At 66.3% G+C, this 17,761-nt stretch carries 22 protein-coding genes and 3 pseudogenes; 11 read left to right on the top strand and 14 right to left on the bottom strand.

What is annotated here, in order from left to right; genetic code table 11:
* The 4 genes and pseudogenes from U9979_RS25285 to U9979_RS16830 all read left to right on the top strand — a co-directional run.
* Positions 1-128, top strand: a pseudogene (locus tag U9979_RS25285) (RHS repeat-associated core domain-containing protein); the annotation flags it as partial.
* 263 nt (positions 129-391) lie between these two features.
* Positions 392-709, top strand: a complete 318-nt coding sequence (locus U9979_RS16840; RefSeq protein WP_322780141.1) for an immunity 53 family protein — start codon at positions 392-394, stop codon at positions 707-709.
* Between the two features lie 524 nt (positions 710-1,233).
* Positions 1,234-1,590, top strand: a complete 357-nt coding sequence (locus U9979_RS16835; RefSeq protein ID WP_322780140.1) for a metalloregulator ArsR/SmtB family transcription factor — start codon at positions 1,234-1,236, stop codon at positions 1,588-1,590.
* Entirely contained in the window at positions 1,574-2,059 is a 486-nt protein-coding gene (locus tag U9979_RS16830; RefSeq protein WP_322780139.1) for an SRPBCC family protein, read from the top strand. Before U9979_RS16835 ends, U9979_RS16830 begins: the two co-directional genes overlap by 17 nt.
* Positions 2,060-2,243: 184 nt before the next feature.
* Here U9979_RS16830 and U9979_RS16825 read toward each other — a convergent pair whose 3' ends face one another.
* The 6 genes from U9979_RS16825 to U9979_RS16800 form a co-directional block, all read right to left on the bottom strand.
* Positions 2,244-3,275 (bottom strand): ThiF family adenylyltransferase, encoded by a 1,032-nt coding sequence (locus U9979_RS16825; protein WP_322780138.1) that lies wholly within the window; start codon positions 3,273-3,275, stop codon positions 2,244-2,246.
* Between the two features lie 2 nt (positions 3,276-3,277).
* Complete coding sequence (locus U9979_RS16820; protein ID WP_322780137.1) at positions 3,278-3,871, bottom strand: Mov34/MPN/PAD-1 family protein; 594 nt, start codon at positions 3,869-3,871, stop codon at positions 3,278-3,280.
* Between the two features lie 3 nt (positions 3,872-3,874).
* Positions 3,875-4,309: an E2/UBC family protein gene (locus tag U9979_RS16815; RefSeq protein WP_322780136.1), complete on the bottom strand. Its 435-nt coding sequence runs from the start codon at positions 4,307-4,309 to the stop codon at positions 3,875-3,877.
* On the bottom strand, positions 4,306-4,647 hold the full coding sequence (locus U9979_RS16810; RefSeq protein ID WP_322780135.1) for a hypothetical protein: 342 nt from the start codon (positions 4,645-4,647) through the stop codon (positions 4,306-4,308). Before U9979_RS16810 ends, U9979_RS16815 begins: the two co-directional genes overlap by 4 nt.
* An 82-nt stretch (positions 4,648-4,729) precedes the next feature.
* On the bottom strand, positions 4,730-5,167 hold the full coding sequence (locus U9979_RS16805; protein ID WP_322780134.1) for a hypothetical protein: 438 nt from the start codon (positions 5,165-5,167) through the stop codon (positions 4,730-4,732).
* A gap of 1,277 nt (positions 5,168-6,444) precedes the next feature.
* Positions 6,445-6,918, bottom strand: a complete 474-nt coding sequence (locus U9979_RS16800; protein ID WP_322780133.1) for a YcxB family protein — start codon at positions 6,916-6,918, stop codon at positions 6,445-6,447.
* Positions 6,919-7,078: 160 nt separating this feature from the next.
* Here U9979_RS16800 and U9979_RS16795 point away from each other — a divergent pair, with 160 nt between their 5' ends.
* Together U9979_RS16795 and U9979_RS16790 are read left to right on the top strand one after the other, a co-directional pair.
* Positions 7,079-8,413, top strand: coding sequence for an HD-GYP domain-containing protein (locus U9979_RS16795; protein ID WP_322780132.1), 1,335 nt, complete (start codon positions 7,079-7,081; stop codon positions 8,411-8,413).
* Complete coding sequence (locus tag U9979_RS16790) at positions 8,373-8,597, top strand: helix-turn-helix transcriptional regulator (protein WP_322780131.1); 225 nt, start codon at positions 8,373-8,375, stop codon at positions 8,595-8,597. Before U9979_RS16795 ends, U9979_RS16790 begins: the two co-directional genes overlap by 41 nt.
* 97 nt (positions 8,598-8,694) lie before the next feature.
* Here U9979_RS16790 and U9979_RS16785 read toward each other — a convergent pair whose 3' ends face one another.
* From U9979_RS16785 to U9979_RS16775, 3 genes are all read right to left on the bottom strand, one after another.
* Entirely contained in the window at positions 8,695-9,078 is a 384-nt protein-coding gene (locus U9979_RS16785; protein WP_322754859.1) for a type II toxin-antitoxin system VapC family toxin, read from the bottom strand.
* A complete protein-coding gene (locus U9979_RS16780; protein ID WP_322752023.1) occupies positions 9,075-9,323 on the bottom strand; it encodes a type II toxin-antitoxin system prevent-host-death family antitoxin in 249 nt (82 codons plus the stop codon). Before U9979_RS16780 ends, U9979_RS16785 begins: the two co-directional genes overlap by 4 nt.
* Before the next feature lie 115 nt (positions 9,324-9,438).
* Positions 9,439-10,659, bottom strand: coding sequence for a hypothetical protein (locus U9979_RS16775; RefSeq protein WP_322780130.1), 1,221 nt, complete (start codon positions 10,657-10,659; stop codon positions 9,439-9,441).
* Positions 10,660-10,748: 89 nt separating this feature from the next.
* On the opposite strand from U9979_RS16775, the gene U9979_RS16770 reads away from it, so the two are divergent.
* The gene (locus tag U9979_RS16770) at positions 10,749-11,438 is read left to right on the top strand and encodes a glycosyltransferase (protein ID WP_322780129.1); all 690 of its coding nucleotides are present in this window, start codon (positions 10,749-10,751) and stop codon (positions 11,436-11,438) included.
* Between the two features lie 131 nt (positions 11,439-11,569).
* Here U9979_RS16770 and U9979_RS16765 read toward each other — a convergent pair whose 3' ends face one another.
* The 3 genes and pseudogenes from U9979_RS16765 to U9979_RS16755 form a co-directional block, all read right to left on the bottom strand.
* The gene (locus tag U9979_RS16765; protein ID WP_322780128.1) at positions 11,570-12,007 is read right to left on the bottom strand and encodes a hypothetical protein; all 438 of its coding nucleotides are present in this window, start codon (positions 12,005-12,007) and stop codon (positions 11,570-11,572) included.
* Between the two features lie 15 nt (positions 12,008-12,022).
* Positions 12,023-12,226, bottom strand: a pseudogene (locus U9979_RS16760) (MFS transporter); the annotation flags it as partial.
* A gap of 110 nt (positions 12,227-12,336) precedes the next feature.
* A complete protein-coding gene (locus U9979_RS16755) occupies positions 12,337-12,984 on the bottom strand; it encodes a TetR/AcrR family transcriptional regulator (protein WP_322780126.1) in 648 nt (215 codons plus the stop codon).
* Between the two features lie 101 nt (positions 12,985-13,085).
* Here U9979_RS16755 and U9979_RS25280 point away from each other — a divergent pair.
* Together U9979_RS25280 and U9979_RS16745 are read left to right on the top strand one after the other, a co-directional pair.
* Positions 13,086-13,367, top strand: a pseudogene (locus tag U9979_RS25280) (winged helix-turn-helix domain-containing protein); the annotation flags it as partial.
* Complete coding sequence (locus U9979_RS16745) at positions 13,342-13,824, top strand: hypothetical protein (protein WP_322751193.1); 483 nt, start codon at positions 13,342-13,344, stop codon at positions 13,822-13,824. The pseudogene U9979_RS25280 and the gene U9979_RS16745, both read left to right, overlap by 26 nt.
* Positions 13,825-13,978: 154 nt before the next feature.
* Here U9979_RS16745 and U9979_RS16740 read toward each other — a convergent pair whose 3' ends face one another.
* Positions 13,979-14,110, bottom strand: coding sequence for a hypothetical protein (locus U9979_RS16740; RefSeq protein ID WP_322751194.1), 132 nt, complete (start codon positions 14,108-14,110; stop codon positions 13,979-13,981).
* A gap of 360 nt (positions 14,111-14,470) precedes the next feature.
* Between U9979_RS16740 and U9979_RS16735 the strand changes: the two genes are divergently transcribed.
* Together U9979_RS16735 and U9979_RS16730 are read left to right on the top strand one after the other, a co-directional pair.
* Positions 14,471-15,154: a hypothetical protein gene (locus U9979_RS16735; RefSeq protein ID WP_322780124.1), complete on the top strand. Its 684-nt coding sequence runs from the start codon at positions 14,471-14,473 to the stop codon at positions 15,152-15,154.
* Complete coding sequence (locus tag U9979_RS16730; protein WP_322780123.1) at positions 15,138-16,526, top strand: hypothetical protein; 1,389 nt, start codon at positions 15,138-15,140, stop codon at positions 16,524-16,526. Before U9979_RS16735 ends, U9979_RS16730 begins: the two co-directional genes overlap by 17 nt.
* Before the next feature lie 280 nt (positions 16,527-16,806).
* Here U9979_RS16730 and U9979_RS16725 read toward each other — a convergent pair.
* On the bottom strand, positions 16,807-17,761 hold a 955-nt coding region (locus U9979_RS16725), incomplete at its 5' end, for a YncE family protein (protein ID WP_322780122.1).

Below are 17,761 nucleotides of genomic sequence, written 5' to 3'. Positions count from 1 at the left end.
GTTACTACGATCCCGAGACCGCCCGGTACGGATCCACCGACCCCCTCGGCCTGGCCCCAGCTCCGAACCCTCACACCTACGTCCACAATCCCTATCGGGAGCTCGACCCCCTCGGCCTCGCGCCATACCGGTTGCGTCCGGATCTGAACGCAACCGGTCCGCACACTACCTTTAGGACTGATCCTGATACGGGCAATGTTACGCATTATGCCACGTGGGAGCCTAATCCGTACCCGGGTTATCCACAACCATGGATCATGGATAAGCGGGTTGACGTTATCGGCGATCCACACTTCAACAAGGTCGCGGGCCAAAGCGTCCCGACGCCGCACGTACAGGGCCGTAACGTTCCTGGTGGTGCTCGTCCCGCGGAACAATGGGAGATACCCGAGTGGGCTCGCTAGACTATCTACAAGAGTGGTATATTCGCCATTGTGATGGCGATTGGGAACATGCACTTGGCATCCGCATCACGACTTTGGATAACCCCGGCTGGATGCTTACAGTCAATGTAGAGGGAACAGAACTCGCGGGTCGCAAATTAGACTGGGTTCGCTATGATGAATCCGAAACGGCGTGGCTCCACTACAGGTCAGATGGGCGTGAGTTCATAGCGGCCTGCGGCCCGCAAGAACTCAATCGCGCACTGGAGGTATTCGAGCGATTTGCGGAAGAATGTGGTTCGATTGACCCTCGTGCTTCGGAATAGACCGTTTGAGGGTGGATATCAAGCCCTGGGATGTGCGGTAGCTGGACTTCGATCCCACCGCGGGTCGTGGGCAGACTGGGCGGTGTCCGGCCTTCGTGTCGTGCGTCAGGATTCTTGGCACAGGGGCGGTCTCAATCGATCAGTGCATCAGCTCTGGTAGAAGGGCCGGGACGAGGTGCTTGAGGGTCTTGGGCGAGGCTCGCCCTGACCGTGAACGTGGGGAGACGGTGTCCTCGGACGGTTTGCAGGCTGAGCTGGGCGACCAGGGTGGGAGAGGCCGAGCCGACCCACTGCCAGTGGTAGGCCGCGGCCAGCTCCGGTGTCGGGAAGTTTCGGTTCGATCACCCACAGTCGGTCGGGGGTGAACACGTGTGGATGGTCCCGCAGGGCCGTGTCCAGCAGCGTCTGCTCGGTTTCTCCTTTGTACCGGCTGCCGACGGTCGCACTGGCGGTCGCCCCGCCGGGTGACGTTGCCGCGCACGAGCCGCCCTTGACGTATTCCCATATAGGAATATTATGTCCTTGTGGCGCGGGCAGCGACGACAACGGATGCGTTCAACGCGGTGGCCGAGCCCCGGCGGCGGCAGATCCTGGACGTCCTCGCCGGCGGGGAGCGCCCCGTGAACGACCTCGTCACGCTCCTCGGCCTGGCTCAGTCGCAGGTGTCCAAGCACCTGAAGGTCCTTCGCGAGGTTGGCCTGGTTGACGTTCGCGATGAAGGGCGCCAGCGGATGTACCGGCTCAACGGCCACGCGCTGAAGCCCATCCACGACTGGGTGAAGCAGTATGAACGGTCGTGGAACGACCGGTTTGACGCGCTGGACGTCGTACTGGAGGAACTCACAGGGAAGGAGCAAGGAGACGGTGGCAGTGACGAGTAGCGGTACAGCGGTGGTGACGCTTCCGACGGATACGCAGATCCTGATCACGCGGGAGTTCGACGCACCCAGGAATCTGGTCTACCAGGCGTGGACGACCCCAGCGCTTGTCAAGCGTTGGTGGGCAGCAGCCCGGGGTGAGGTCACGGTGGCTGACATCGACCTGAGGGTCGGTGGGTCGTGGCGCTGGGTGATGGTGACCAACGGCGGGTTCGAGGTCGCCTTCCACGGTGAGTACAGGGAGATCATCCCCAACGAGCGCATCGTCTCGACCGAGGTCTACGAGGGCGTGCCCGAAGCGGCAGCGGTGACCACGATGACGTTCACCGAGCAGGACGGACGCACAACCTTCACGCTCCTGGTGCAGCACAAGACCCAGGAACATCGTGACGGCCACATCAACTCGGGCATGGAAAGCGGTATGCAGACGGCGATGGATCTGCTTGAGCAGGTCGCAGTCTCACTCATCTAGTTTCATTCATGTAGGGCCTGTCCGGTGGATGTCGGGTGCGCACGCAGCACAAGCGGATCATGCTGACCCGCAACGGTGAGGACGATGACGCACGTACCGTCCACATTCTCGACGTCGACCACCGCGCGGACATTTACCGCGCCCGCAGATGCGAGCAGATGAGAACGTGTTCCACCCGCCCTGGTTACCGCCGTTGGTGAGCACTTTGGTGCTGTGGCCGGCGCCGGTGCTGGCCGATCGTCCCTGACCCGCGGATGCCGTCGGGGCCGCACACGGGACAGGTCGGGTCGCTGTCGGCGGAGAGGTTGGTCAGTCGTGGCTGGACGAGGTCGAGCAGGATCTGCTGCGTTGTGGTCCGCCACGGGGTGAGGCTGTTGACGAGCTCCCCGAGAGCGAGCGCAACGACGGCCTGGTTGAGGAACAGGACGCTGGCCGCCGGTCCGGGTGAGGACACTGCCGGTCTGGGTGACGACCCCGCCGGTGTGGATGCGGATACTGCGGATTCCGCTGGTGTGGCGCGGCCGCCGCTTTCATATCCTGCCGCCTGGCGGGCGGCGCGGGTGAGCGGATCCTGTTCGCGGGCGGCCAGCACCGGGTCGTCGCCGTTCTGGCAGCGCAGGCATGGCCCGTCCGGTCGGACGACGGCGACCCGGCCGCCGACCTCCAGGCCAGCCCCGGGGGCGCTGCGGCTCAGTTCCACCCCGATATCGAGGTAGAGCCGTCCGTACTGGACCGCGAGCCGGTTGATGGCCCATCTCGGCGCGTGGCCGTCGACCGCGCCGATGAGAATGTCGGCGCTGCTCAGGGCGCGCCCGACGGCGGGGTCGAGGACGCTGCCACGGATCGGGGTGACCGCAACGTTGGGGTTGATCGCGCGCGCCAGGCGACTGGCCACGTCCACCTTGTGCGTCGCGTGCCGCGCATCCGCCGGGGTGGCACCGACGAGCCTGGCCAGGTTGGATGTCTCCACCCGGTCGGGGTCGACGAGGAGGAGACGTCCGACGCCGAGGTGGGCCAGGCCCTGCACGACGAGGGAGCCAGCTCCGCCCACACCGATGACACCCACGGTCAGCCGTCCGAGCTGATGTTGCGTGTCGGCTCCGAACGCCCGGATCTGTCGGTCATAGCGCTTGTCCCGGTCGTCCCGGTCGTCCCGGTCGTGGTCGGGTCGATCATGTCGGTTGCCTCGGACGGGCTCCGGCCGCCGTCGGGTCATGGTCAGCCTCCTGCGCTCTCGTCGCGCTGTGCAAGCAATGCGTGTGCGGCGGATGAGATATCCAGCGGCGTGAGACGGCCGGTGCGAGGGTTGAACCACAGTCCGTCGACCCCGGTGCGGGTGAGCACGAGGGATGCGGCGATCACCAGCGGCCGGGCGGGGATCGTGGCGTGAAACTCCCGGTGGGTTTCCATGGCGTTGGCACGGTCGGCGCCGGAGAACGCCGCGGGCGCCGATGCGCTCGGATGGCTGTGCACGTCGATGAGGGACAGTGCGTGCTCGTAGCAGGTGCGCAGTACGGTCCGGCTGATGTCGGTGGCCACCTCGACGCGGGTGGGGCTTTGCACGGTCAGGGCGGCATCGGGCAGCAGCAGGGCGCGTCGAGCTCGAACGGTGATGATGCGGCGTCCCCATCGGTCGCCGGTAGTCTCGGCCCGGCCGAGGAGGTAGGCGAACTGTTCCAGGTCGGTGCCGAGGAGATGGGCGGCCAGCTCCGTCCCTATGGCGTCGGCGATGACGAGCCGGCACCGATCGGCCTGAGGTCTCCGATCGTCCGGTAATCGCTTTTCCGGCGGTGGGTTTCGGTTCCCGGCCATTGTTCAGTCCGCTGTGCCGAGGTAGGTGCGGATTGCCTCGACGAAGGTGAGCAGCGAGTCGAGACGGCGATTCCACCGGCGGTACGGATCCTCCAGGCAATACCAGACGTAGCCCAGATCGGCGTAGGGATTGTTGAAGCCGTGGAAGTAGTGGCCGGGGTCGACGAGACCGCCGAGACCGCCGAGACCACCGAGACCACCGAGACCGCTGTGGTCGTGCCGTTGCAGGCGGGAGCCGAGGAAGAAGCCGTCCGGGGCGGATTCGGGGTAGGTGACCGGGACGACGACGAGCACGGTGGTGCGGGTCGGCTCCCATCCAGCCGGCAGCCGGAATTCGGGGATGATGATCCACGAATCGTCGTCGGCGATACGGAGCCCCGGGTACGCCCCGGCGAGCTGGGCCGCTTCGAGCCGGATTCGGCGGCGCAGTGGGTTCATCGGCGTGGGTCGTGCACGTCGCCGGCTCCGTTGGCGGCTCCGTCGGCGTCGGCGTCGGCGTCCGCGTCGGCGTCGGCGTCGGTCCGGCTGCCGACCGGGTCGGTGGCCCTCGGGTGAGTCCCGGGCGCAGCCTTGGAGTGTCGGGCATGGTGGGCGAAGACGTCCCCGTCGGCGACGCGGACCCGCTGGCTGTCTCCGACGATGGTGTTGCGATCGGTGTCCTGCCGGATGAGTACCCGGTTGTCGTCGACACCCGCGGCTGCCTTGATGTCGGCGCCGGTCATCTCGTCGGCGATAACGGGGACGTCGATTCCGTTGATACGGATGGTGCGGGCCATCGGTCCCTCCGTTTCTCGTGTGGTCACGAGGTGCAGACGGACGCGGGCGGACTCAGGCGGGGTTCCGTTCTTGGGTGGGTGTTCACCATGGTGTGGCTGCGGTCGCGATCCGGTTGAGCAGTCTCGCGACGAGTTCGGCGTTGACGCGGGCCGGTCCGTCGGGCGTGACCGTCGCCAGGCCGGTACCGAAGCCGATCAGCAGGACCGCGGTCCATCGGACCAGGTCGCGAACGCGGCAGCGCAGACGCACCCGGCGCCGTGGGGGTCGCGTCCGGTAACGAGGGGACGGGCGTCGTGGATGGCGGGTCTGTCTGCGTCGCGGGGAACGTCGCCGTCGGCGGCGGACCCCCGGTGGGCCGATGGGGAATCGGGATGATCCGGTTCGGGGGGTGCTGGCATCCGGGAGGGGGAGAATAATGGAGTTGTGCGCGTCTGTCATGGGGCCGGGATCGGGGTTGGAGCCCGGGTCGGGGACGGCGACGCCTCGGTTGTCGAACCGGAGTCGCGGCGGGATCACCATCAGCTCTTACTCCCGTGGCATGGTCGCGTGCCTCTACCGGAGGGTCATCGGTACCCGGATACGGACGGACCGGTCCACGGTCCGAAGAGATCATCTACCACAACCTCCGACACGCCGAAGAACCCGGGAGGTTGTGGTGGGAGATCAATATGTATTGTGACCTGGAACGATGCGAGATTTATAGATCATGTCTTCATGATCCGAAGGATCTTCGGATGGAGGTTCTGGTATGATCTTGTATCGTCGCAGCTCAGGGCGTGTACAATTCGGACAGCGGTCGCAGCGATCTACAAATCCGAGTCGGATTGAAACGCTTGGGCCCTGAAGACAATCCCCAGGATCACCGCGGGTCGCAGTGATCTACAAATCCGAGTCGGATTGAAACTCGTGGTAGCCGATCTGGACCGTACGGGTCGGGTCCCCGCGATCTACAAATCCGAGTCGGATTGAAACCTGGGGTGGCGTGTTGTTCTGAGCGACGTCGAGTCCCCGCGATCTACAAATCCGAATCGGATTGAAACTCGTAACGTGCCAACTCTCGGGGAGGTGATCATGTCCCCGAGATCTACAAATCCGAGTCGGATTGAAACCTGGTGGACTCGATCACCGCGATCCCGTCTGGTCCCCGCGATCTACAAATCCGAGTCGGATTGAAACCTTGCAGTACTGCTTGGTGGGGAACGGAGTCTGGTCCCCGCGATCTACAAATCCGAGTCGGATTGAAACCGGCGTGCTGCTGGCCGTGTCGCTCTGCTGGGTGTCGCAGGGCATGAAATTTCCGAGTCTGTGTGGGTGGTACGGCGGCGTAGGTGGTTTCGGTCGTCATAGCGACCGAAATTGCCTACCGGCCTGGCTCACATCGGCTTGGCGTAGGTGGAAAAGGCTGCGGGAGCGACCGTTCCTACCTACGGGGTCGGGTGCTCGGCAGACTCCAGGTCGACACCACTGTCGCAGGGTGGGGACTTTCCGAGTCGGATTGAAGTGGAGGGGAGCGGGTCCGGTAGGAGTTGCCGGCGCTGTGGTGGTGACCGGACCAGATTCGGCTGATGATCGGCGCGAGTTTGTCGTACGGTACGTTTTTTGGCCGGATTGGCGTGCGTACCGACAAGCTTTCGCCGATCTTGGCTGATGGTCGGTTGGGTCGGCGGGTGGTCGGTTGGGTCGGCGGGTGGCCGGTTGGGTCGGCGGGTGGACGCGCCGGGATGCCGCGCCGGGTGGACGCGCCGGGAGAACGCAGTCATGCGTTCGACCGGACGGATCCGCCCGGGCGTTCAGCTTCAGCTTCGGCGGATTTCGGCGAGTTTATCGATCTGCTCTTGGTTCTCCGCCGAGAATGCCGCACGTGGGATGGGAACGGCACCACTGGCACGGCCCAATGTGAAAACCCAGGCATGCCGACCAGTACGAATTTTCGAGATTCCATCCCACTGCAGTGAAACATCGGTCTGGGCGGTGTGGATCTTGACGAAGGAATCCGTGATTTCGTACCGCCAGGGCTGTTCGACGAGCGTGGAGGCCCGTCGCCAGGCGATGACGATGAGGACGTCGTACATGGTGACGAGCATGAACCCACCGATGATCGACAGAAAATCGAGGAACCTAAATGAGCTGCCGACCAACGCTGAGGCCGCGACCATGAGTAGAGCAAGAAGGCCGAAAAGTCGTAGCCACCCGACAATACGGCCGGATCCGGCCATTGTGATCCGGCGAAAAGTGGTGTAGTCGATGGTGAGCTCGCCGACGATGTGCACGTTGGCCTCTATTTCAGGATATAGAAGACATATCCTGGCACACCGCTATGCAGGACCCGAGGGCGGACCCGTGGCGGGAGCTAGTACTCGGGGGACTGTGGCTTCCGGGCGCGCGCTCTGACGATCGTCGCGCGCCCTTTGGCCCACTAGAGTTGCGGGTGTGCGCGACGACGTGACCTTGGTGGAGATCGCCGCGCTGCTCGCCGTGGCGCAGGATCATGCGTTCGGCCAGCCGCCGGGATCCCAACTACGGGCCACCGTGCTCGGTCAACGCCTCGCGACGGCCGCCGGAACCGATCCGGCGGAACATGCGATCACGTGGTGGGCCTCGACGCTGCGTTTCCTCGGTTGTACCGGCCATGCCTTCGACATGGCCGTGGTGTTCGGTGACGAGATCGAGCTGCGAGCCCGCGCCCTGCGGGCTGACTTCGCGAACCCGTTCGAGGTCATGCGTCTGATGGTCAGCCATGCGGGGCCGGGCCTGTCCGGCGTGGGCCGGTTCCGGTCGGTGTTCTCGGTTCTGGCGGGTGGTCGCAGGGCCGCGGAGCTCAACTTCCGCGCCGCGTGCGAAGTCGCCGATGTCTTCGCGGTTCGCCTCGGCCTCGACAAGCCCGTGCGTGCGGCGTTGGCCGCGACCTTCGAGCGGTGGAACGGCCGCGGATTGCCGGCCGGGTCCAAGGGCGTCGCGATTCCCCGGCCGATGCGGATCGTCCAACTCGCCGGAGAGCTTGAGGTTCTCGCCCGGGTGGAGGGAATCGCGCGGGCGCTTGAGATCATCAAGAGCAGGCGTGGCAGGGCCTACGATCCCGATCTCGCCGATCTCGTCCTCGCAGAGGCGGCGGGCTGGTGGGATGGGCTCGAGCCGGTCGACTCCTGGGACGCGGCACTCGCGGTCGCCCCGCCGAGTACGCCGCTGAGCGACGCCGGCGCGCACGAGGCGCTGCTCGTCCTTGCGGACTTCGCCGATCTCAAGTCGCCCTGGACCGCCGGTCACTCCCGGGCTGTCGCCGCCCTGGCCCTGGCGGCGTGCGGTCCCACCGCCCAGGCCGCCGCGTTGCTCCACGACCTGGGCCGGGTCGCGGTGCCCAACACGATCTGGGACAAGCCCGGAGCCCTCACGCGCGATGAGCGGGACCGGGCCGAGGCCCACGCGCTCGTGACCGACCAGCTCCTGCGGCGGGTGTCGTACACCGCAACGCTGGCCGGGGCGGCATGCGGGGCACATGAGCGCGTCGACGGGTCCGGCTACCATCGACGCCTCGGCGGCGCGCACCTCGACGACACCCAGCGGATCATCGCCGCCGCGGACTGCTACCAGGCTATGACGTCGGATCGCCCGTACCGCCGCGTATGCGCCCGAGGATGCTGCGGTCGAACTGCGGGCCATGAGCGCCGCCGGCCGCCTCGACGGGGAGGCGGTCGAGCGGGTCCTGGCCGCGGCGGGTCACCGTCGCGTGGCCCGACCCCCGCTCCCGGCCGGCCTGACCGCCCGTGAGGCCGAGGTGCTGCGACTGCTCGCCCTCGGCCTCACCACCCGTCAGGTCGCCGACCGGCTCGTGATCTCGGCGAAGACCGCGGATCACCACGTGCAGCACATCTACACGAAGATCGGCGTGTCGACCCGCGGTGCGGCCGCGCTCTTCGCGATCGAGCAGGGCATCCTCCCGGCCAGGGCCTGACCGGTCCGGACCGGGTGGCCGGCTACGAGCGGTGGCCGGCCAGGACCGTGGTGCCGGCGCCTGCGGCCCTGGATAGGTCGATAAGTATGGGTCGATGCTAGATCGCGACAATCGAGAGGAATTCCTCGAGTCCGAGAAGGTCGGCGGCGTTACGGGTGTAGACGCTGGCGCCGTGGGCGTGCGCAGTGGCCGCGATCAGCAGGTCCATGGTTCGGGCGCGCGGCTGGCGGCCGACGTCGACGACCCGCGCGGCGAGTCTGCCGTAGCTGTCTGCGACGGCGTCATCGACAGGCAACGGGTCGAAGCGTCGCTGGATCGCGCTGAGGCGGGCGAGGCGGGTCGCACGGGCCTGCGGCGTCTTGGCAACGAGGACGCCGAACTGGAGTTCCGCGATGCTCACAATGCTGATCGCCAGCTCGCCGGGGATCGGCTCGACGTCCGTCGCGACCAGGACACTGGTGTCGAGGACGCCGCGACTCACTCCGCTTCCCACGGGTCGGCGAGGGACGCGTCGACCAGGTTGCGATCGTCGGCCCACTCGGTGTCGGCGGGCTGCGCGAAGACGTCGGCGAGGTCACCCCAGCTCCGCCACGCGCGTGGCCTCACCGGACCGAGGACGGCCGCCGGCCGGCCGGCCACGGTGATGGTCAACCGTTCGCCGGCCTGGGCGCGGCGCACCAGGTCGCTGGCATGTTGTCGAACTTCCCGAAGTCCCACCTCGCTCATTCGTCAAGGGTAGCACTTGTGCTATGCGCGCAATAGTGGCCGCAATGGTGGCAGACGAGGTTGCGACGCCGAAGCGGGTCGCGGGTCACGCTGACCGAGGGCCACTCCCTGGGCCCTATCCACGACGTCCACGACGTCCTCGAGGCCGGCCGCTGATGACCCAGGTTCCAGCGATGATGACGAGGGCGAACAGGAGCAGTCCGGCACCGAGCGTCACGAGGAGCCAGATGCGGTCGTGAAGCGTCAATGAACCGCTGAGGGTTATCTGGAGTGAGCCGACGGTGAACGCGATGGCCGCGGTGAAGATCGTGACGAGTTCTATCGCGCTGACGGCGGAGGTCGCCAGCGTGTGGCGGAGATCCTGGTTCGCGTCTTCCTGCTGGCGCCACCGGTCCTGCTGCTCGCTGGCCCAGTTGGCTCGCTGACGACCTTCTTTGATCATTTCGCGTTCGTGCAGATACTGTTCCTGTAACAGTTTGTGGCTCACGCGGCTGCCGATCGCGGGTAGCAGCCGGAGCGCGGAGTCGATGCTCCTGAGTGCCTCGTCGTAGCGTCCGCACATGCGTTGCCCGGTCGCGAGCCGGAAGTGGAAGATGTGGTCGTCGGGATACTCGGCGACCGCCTCGGCCGCATGCTGGCGCAGCTGTTCTCCCTGGTCGTCGAATGGTGATGCCGCCCACAGCGCGTTCAAGCAGACATCGACGACGTGTCGCGACCTCGGGGATGCCGTCCATGCTTGATCGAGGAGTTCGGTTGCATATTCGGTGGTGATCGTCCGGCTGCCGAAAGCGGCGAACGCGCGCAGTCCGATGAAGAGCGGGTCACGGCGGTGCCGGTCGGCGGCGACCGCGAGAAGTGATGCGTCCAGGAACTGGTACAGCTCATCGAACCAGAAGTTCGCCCGGAGCTTGCCGGCATGGTAAAGAGTCGCGAAACAGCAGATGTCGCTGGACCCTTGAAAGCGCTCGATGATCCGACCGCTGGCAAGGGTCAGGTCCTCGCGCGACTCGACGGTTTCCTTGGTGATGAAGGCATACCCGAGTGACCATTTCTCGGTGATGTCGCCACGGTGCGGGCCGGCGGCGTGTTCACCGAGCCACCGGGCGCACTGGGCCGCGACCTCCACGGTCGGTTCCTGAAGGAAACGGCGACGCCAGTACCTGTCCGCGCAGATCAGCCACGGGTCCGTCACGAAGTCCGCGGACGCAACGTCGAAGGGCGGTTCCACGCCTGCGTCGAACAGGGTGGAAGCCACCGACTCGCATCTGCGGTCCAGCTCCCGCGAGTCAGCCGTCGGCGCCTGACCCAGCTGCGCGACGATCGAAGTGATGTCCATGCGTCCCCTCGGTTTGCCCCCTTGGGACAGGTATCTATCACACAGATGGCATTCTTTCGGTGCATACTGCGAACATGCAGGTGGATGTGGTGACAGCGGCGCATGCCGCCTATGCCTGCTATATCCCCGCTGCGTGGGCATCGCTGCGTCGCCAGAGCCACCGGGACTGGACCTGGCGGGTGCAGGTGGACGGCCCTCCGGGCGACGTCCTCGATGCGTTGGTGGCCTGCGGGGCCGCTGCCGATGACCGGGTACGGACCGCGGCTCACGGTACGGGCGAGGGCCCCGCGGTCGCGCGCAACATCGCGCTCGGCATGTGCACCGCCTCGCTGGTTCAGAATCTCGACGCCGACGATGAACTGGAAGACCATGCGCTCGCGACGCTCACCGACGCGCTCGGGGCGCATCCGTGGGCGGGTTTCGCCGTCGGTCATGCACGGGACCTGTTCCCGGACGGCACCCTGCGCTCGCATTCCCTGCCGTTGTCGACCGGAGTGCTGCAGCGCGGGGCGCTGCCGGCGGCGTGGACGACCACTCCACCCGAGGCATATCGACTGCCCGTGCATCCCGCTGGCGTGATGTGGCATCGAAGCCTGCTGCTCGCCCTCGGTGGATGGTCCGCGCTGCGTGGCGTCGAAGACACCGCCACACTGATGGCGGGCTCGGCCCTGGCAGCCGGCGTACTCATCGACACCCCGACGCTGCGTTACCGCAGGCATGGCACGCAACGTTCCCTGGAGAAGTCCGATTTCTCCGGGGGGGGGCGCAGTATTCCCTGATTCGACAACGAGCCGCTCTCCTCGCAGCGGCGTCCCCGTGGCGTGACGTCGACGGTGGCGAGGTTGAAGATACAGAACGGCGTGTTTGTTGATTTTTCCCGTTTCTGGAAGCGCGAACCCAAACGTTTTTCTCATTTCTTTTGGGCGGGTAGGTCGGCCGCTTCGATGGCGGTGTATCGCAGCCTGATCTCAGGCAGCAACCAGCTCAGCGCGAAGGCCACCAGGGCGATCGGCACGGCGACCAGGAACACGACGTGGATCGAGTCCGAGTAGATGTGCGTGACCAGGTTGTGCAGAGCTGGGGGCAACTGCGCCACGGCGCGCGGGTTGGCCTGCGCCTCGCCGAGCCCGCCGGACGGCGAGCCACCCGAGCGCTGCGCCGCCAGCTTGCCGGTCAGCACGTTCGCGAAGATGGCACCGAACACGGCCACACCGAACGATCCGCCGATCGAGCGGAAGAAGGTCACTCCGGACGTGGCGACGCCGAGGTCAGAATGGTCGACGGAGTTCTGGACCGAGATGACGAGCACCTGCAGGACAGCGCCGATACCGATTCCCAGCACGGCCATCGACACCGACTGCTACAGCCCCTGGTACCGACCCCGTTCCCGGGGGGGCACCACATCACCAATGATTGTTATCGCTCCGACGATGAGGCCGCCGCCACCAATGCCCTGCAGCGCGCGGAAGCCGATGAGATCGCCGACGATCGTGGGCTGCGCCGTAGAGACGATCGTCTGGTCCAGCGTGGCGAGCAGCATGCCGAGCATCAGGGCGCCGAGCACCATCCACAGCTAGCCCCGACTGCGCACCCCCTCACCTGGCATCCCGCCACTGGGCACCCTGGCGGCAGCAGGCGCCTCGCCGGCGCCGACTGGTGACTTCAGTTGGATCGAGGTCATGACGGAAAGGCCCTTCTCGGTGCGGGCTCGCCCGCGGCGGGAGGCGCGAGCCCGGCGGCCAGGTTGTCGAATGCCGCGGCGACCAGGTCAGGTAGCGAACTGTCGCCGGGGCGGTCCCGCCATCGCAGGCTCATCGTTCGGGCGACGGCCAACGCCGCCGAGACGACGACCGACGGGTAGGCGTCCACGTCCGGGTCGAGCCCGCAGCGTTGGGCCATGACGTCGACCAAGGCGGCCTCGTAGCGGCTCCAGCTGGCGTGGAACGCCCCGACAAGCGCGGGGTTCGCACGGATCAGGCGAATCTTGGCCTGTAACTGGTCACGATGCAGGGCTGTGTCGATCAACCGGGCGATCATGACCGCTCGCAGCGCCGCGACCGGTGACTCCTCTGCCGGCCGGTTCGCCAGGGCGGAGACGACCTCCTCGATCTCCTCTCGGTCGATGCCGGCGATGGCGTCTTCTTTGGAGGTGAAGTAGTTGAAGAACGTCCGGGTCGACACCTCCGCCGCTTCGGCGATGCTGTAGACCGTCACGGCGTCGTAGCCCCGCTCGTCGGTCAGGCGGATGGCCGCGTCTCGCAGTATCTGCCGGGTCTTGAGCTTCTTGCGCTCACGAAGTCCTAATTCGGGTGGCGCGGTTGCCATGGGTGCGAGCTCCTCAGTTGGGTTCGCACCCAACAACTTTGCACCGGACGCATTTATTCTCGTCCAGTAACTCTGTACTTCGTGATACAAGCGACACTGCGCTGGACGACCCGGTGCGCGCCCGGCTACTGGCCGCCTTGGCCGAGCCCGGCTCGGCCACCACACTGGCCGCGCAAACAGGCCTGACCAGGCAGAAGGTCAACTATCACCGGCGCACACTGGAACAGCACGGCTTCATCGAGCTGGTCGAGGAACGACGCAAGGGCAACTGCACCGAACGGGTGCTGCAGGCCACCGCATCACCTCATCGTTCGCTCCGTTGGCCCGGATGGCTGGTTCAACCAGCTCGAGCACCTCGTGGAGACCCGGGACGGCGGGACGACCTGGGTCCGGTACGTGCACAGCGGGGTGTTCGTTGACGACTGGGACAGCCAGTACGACGGTGCCGCCAAGCACACCGACTTCTATCTGCACACGCTCGGCCAGTACCTGCGCTACTTCAGCGGCCGCCCGGCGAGCTACGTGGCGGTTGACGTACCGGCCTCCTCTATCACCCCGGACGGGTTCGATGCGCTGCGCCGGGCCCTCGGGCTCGCCGACGCCGAGCAGGACGACCAGGTCCGTGTCACGGTGCCCGGCCTCGCCCCGCTGGACGCCGCCGTCGACTACCTGACCCCGCACTTCCTCGGCCTGTGCACCGACGACGCGATGTACCGCGTCTTCGGCCGCAACGCTTTCGGGGCGCCGGTCGCCGTGGCCGTCCACATGTTCGCGCCCGACGCGGACCAGCAAGGCACGGAGAAGGCGCTGCGGTCATGGACCGAGGAGGTCTACGCCTGACCCGACCGGGGTGGACGCCGCTGTTGCTTCTCCTGCTTTTACCCGCGGTGTCGGTAGACGTCCGCCCGGTGCTCGATCGCGACGACGTCAACCCGGTGGTTGTCGGTGTTAATGCGGTACATGACACGGTGGACGCGACGACGACCGACTGTCCTTACCCGCCTGGCGTGCCGTCGGCGGCGAGCGTCTCCCGCTCGCCGCCGACGGCCAGGTTGTAGCGGATCGTCGCGGGGATCGGCGGCGGCGCGCCTCGATAGACCTCCAGGAGATCGAAACTGATCACCATCGCTTCATCCCTTCGTTGCCGCCAGAATCGGTTCGGTCGCCACGGGATGCGTCTTGACCAGGTGCCGGCAGGCATTGCGCACGACCCACGCCGCATTCGGCTCTCTGGACCACTCACTCAATGCGGGCAAGCTGTCCATGACAACCCTGCTTCAGCCGCGCCGGCGACAAAGAACGACGAAAGATTCACCACCGTGCCGGCACCCGCGACTATGCGGGCACCACTGTCCCTGTGAGGTAACGCGTGAACACCGCACCAGTAACGACCCCGTCCGCTACCGGGACGCGCACACGGCCGCTGCTGAGTAAAGTCCCGCAAGCCACCGCCCTGTTCTGGTTCATCAAAATCCTGACCACCGGCATGGGCGAGGTCGTCTCCGACGACCTTATGGAACGGATGGGTAGCACCGCCGTGGTTCTCGGCGCCATCGCCCTCATCGCCTCGCTGGGGTGGCAATTGCGCACCACGCGCTACCGCGTCTGGCCGTACTGGACGGGGGTGGCGATGGTGAGCGTGTTCGGTACCATGGTCGCCGATGGCCTCCGCAAGGGTCTGGGCCTCACATTCGTTGACACTACGATCGCGTTCAGCATCTTTGTCGCGGTCTCGCTGAGCGCCTGGTACGCGTCGGAGCGCACGCTGTCGATCCACAGCATCACGACGTGGCGCCGCGAGACCTTCTACTGGACCACGGTCATGGCCACGTTCGCCCTCGGCACCGCTGTCGGCGACATGTTCGCCTCGACCTTGGGCTGGGGCTTCCTCGAGTCCGGGCTGGGCTTCTGCGCACTGATCGTCATGCCGGCCCTGGCGTACCGCTTCCTCACGATTAACGCCGTCCTCGCCTTCTGGTCGGCCTACGTCGTGACGCGCCCGCTCGGTGCGTCCTTCGCGGACTACGCGTGGGTGCCTCGCCCGTGGGGCCTCGGCATGGGCAAGGACCTGGCCAGCGAGATCACCGTCGTCGCCTTCCTGATCGTGGTGGTGATCGCCGCCGTGACCCACAGCGGTGAACCGAAGGCCGCTGATGCCGCGAAAGCGTGATCGATTCCGCGTCGCGTCGTCGGCGCCACCGGCGGTTCTGCTCGTGCTCGGTTTCATCCAACTCTGCCGCAACCAGCCGCTGTGGTACGACGAGGCCTACAGTCGATTGCTGGCCCGCGTGCCGATCACGATGCTGGTGGGCGCCGTCTGGCATCGCACCGGAGTCATCTCCTACCTGTCCGTACCACCGTCGTTCAACGCCCCGTACTACGCCCTGCTGCACGTCTGGTGCGTGTTCGCCGGAACCAGCACCGTCGCGCTGCGCCTGCCCTCCCTCGTGTGTGCCGCCGCTGCGGTCGGCGTGGTCGCCGAACTGGTGCGCAAACAGGCCGGGCCGGGCGCGGGCCTGCTCTGCGGGCTGCTGTGCGCGACCGGGCCGCTGCTCGTCGACGAGGCGGTGCAGGCACGCGGCTACGGCCCCGCACTGCTCGCGCTCGCACTGTGTGCGCTCTGGTTCACCGACTGGCTTGCCACCGGGCACGGCGTGCGCCGGATGGGCGTCGCAGCGGCCGCCGCCGGCCTCCTGCACTGGTTCACACTCCCCGTTCTCGCCGGCTTCGCAGTCGCGGCCCTGCTGCTGCGCGGCCGGCCGGGACGCCGGGCCGCCATCACCATCGTCGCTGCCTCCGTTCCGGCGGCCCTGCTGGTCAGCTGGTCGTTAGCCGGCGGAACCAATGGCGCACCGTCTCCTCCCGCGGTCGGGTTGTTGCTGCCCGTGGATGCCGTCCGCGACTGGTCTGAAGGACTGGCGGCGCTCTCGATCGCTGTGACGGTGGCAGCGGTACTCGGCGTCTGGCGCAGCGCGCACCGCGTGTTCGTGCTGTGCTGGACCGTGGTGCCGATGTTGCTCATCACCGGCCTGGAACTCGTCCGCCCGACGTACTTTGCGCGCTATCTGCTCTTCACCCTGGTCGGGCTGATCATCGCGGCCGCCCTCGGGATCGCGTCGCTGCGCTCGGTGGCATTGCGGACCGGCGCAGCCGCCGTGCTGCTCGGCCTGTCGGTCGCCGCTACGCTTCCCCATCTCAACGATCTGCCGCGAGAAGCGTCACCCGCGGTGGTGCGGCTGCTCGCCGCCGAGCAGCAAGCCGGACAGCCCATCATCGCTGCCGACGGCCGCATGTCCCTTGACCTCGAAACACATCTGACGCTGGCACCGCGCCTCCAACAGGACCTGGTCCTGCCGCCGGTGGAGTTCACCACGCAGACGTCCTCCCCGGTCGTGTGGTTGGCCCGCGTAGTGCTGAAGGCCAACAGCGTTCCCGTCGTGCCCGCCGAACAACGCCTGCTGGACGCGGGATGGACGAAGCAAAGTTCCACCCTCCTGATCGGATCAAACACAAATCTGCGGGTTGAGCGGTGGACGCGCTGAACCAGCGGATTCCCGGTGTAGCTGCGACATGCCGTGGCGGTGTGGCAGGTCAGCTGTTCGGCCAGCCGCAGGGCGGCCCTCTCGGCGGTTGCCGGGGGCAGCGTGGCGACTGCTGTGGCCAGCAGAACTCTTCCAAGACACCTCGGCGATTTGGACCGATCTTTAGAGCGACCGGCAATAGGGGACGCGGCGTCGCGGGGCTGGGGCACGCATCTCGCCGCCTCGCGATCTACGTGCCCCAACCCTGTTCCTTGATCCACACCCCTATCGTCGGGCGCTTTTACCGCTCGGCATCCACGCCAAAAGGCACGGGTCCGACGGGGATGGTGTCAACGACGGTGTTGCTGTCAGTGTCGATCACCGACACGGTGTTACTGTAGGCGTTGGTGACGTAGGCACGGGGATGGAACAAATCCTTAACGATCGCCACACCAAAAGGCCCGTTGCCGACGGGGATGGTGTCAATGACGGTGTTGCTGTCGGTGTCGATCACCGACACGTTGTCCGAGCTGGTGTTGGTGACGTAGGCGCGGGGATGGAACAAATCCCCGGTGATCGCTACACCAACAGGATTGTTGCCGACGGGGATGGTGTCAATGACGGTGTTGCTGTCGGTGTCGATCACCGACACGTTGTCCGAGCCGACGTTGGTGACGTAGGCGCGGGGATGGAAGCCCCTAGTGATCGCCACGTCAGCAGGCCCGTTGCCGACGGGGATGGTGTCAATGACGGTGTTGCTGTCGGTGTCGATCACCGACACGTTGTCCGAGCCGTTGTCGGTGACGTAGGCGCGGGGATGGAAACCCCTAGTGATCGCCACGTCAGCAGGCACGTTGCCGACGGGGATGGTCTCAATGACGGTGTTGCTGTCGGTGTCGATCACCGACACGTTGTCCGAGCCGGCGTTGGTGACGTAGGCGCGGGGATGGAACAAATCCTCGGTGATCGCCACGCCGCGAGGCGCGGTGCCGACGGGGATGGTGTCAATGACGGTGTTGCTGTCGGTGTCGATCACCGACACGTTGTCCGAGCCGTTGTTGGTGACGTAGGCGCGGGAATCGAAACCCTTAGTGATCGCAACTTGGGCAGGGGCGGTGCCGACGGTGATGCTGCCAACGACGGTGTTGCTATCGGTGTTGATCACCGAAACGGTGTTCGAGCCGAAGTTAGCGACGTAGGCGTTCGGCGAATCGGAGGGAGTGGCCATTGCCTGGGTCGGCGTGGCCAGTACGATC

The sequence above is a fragment of the Protofrankia sp. Cas4 genome (assembly GCF_963555915.1).
GTDB lineage: Bacteria > Actinomycetota > Actinomycetes > Frankiales > Frankiaceae > Protofrankia.
The sequence above is the reverse complement of the archived record's forward strand: the minus strand, read 5'-3'. Positions and strand labels throughout refer to the sequence as shown.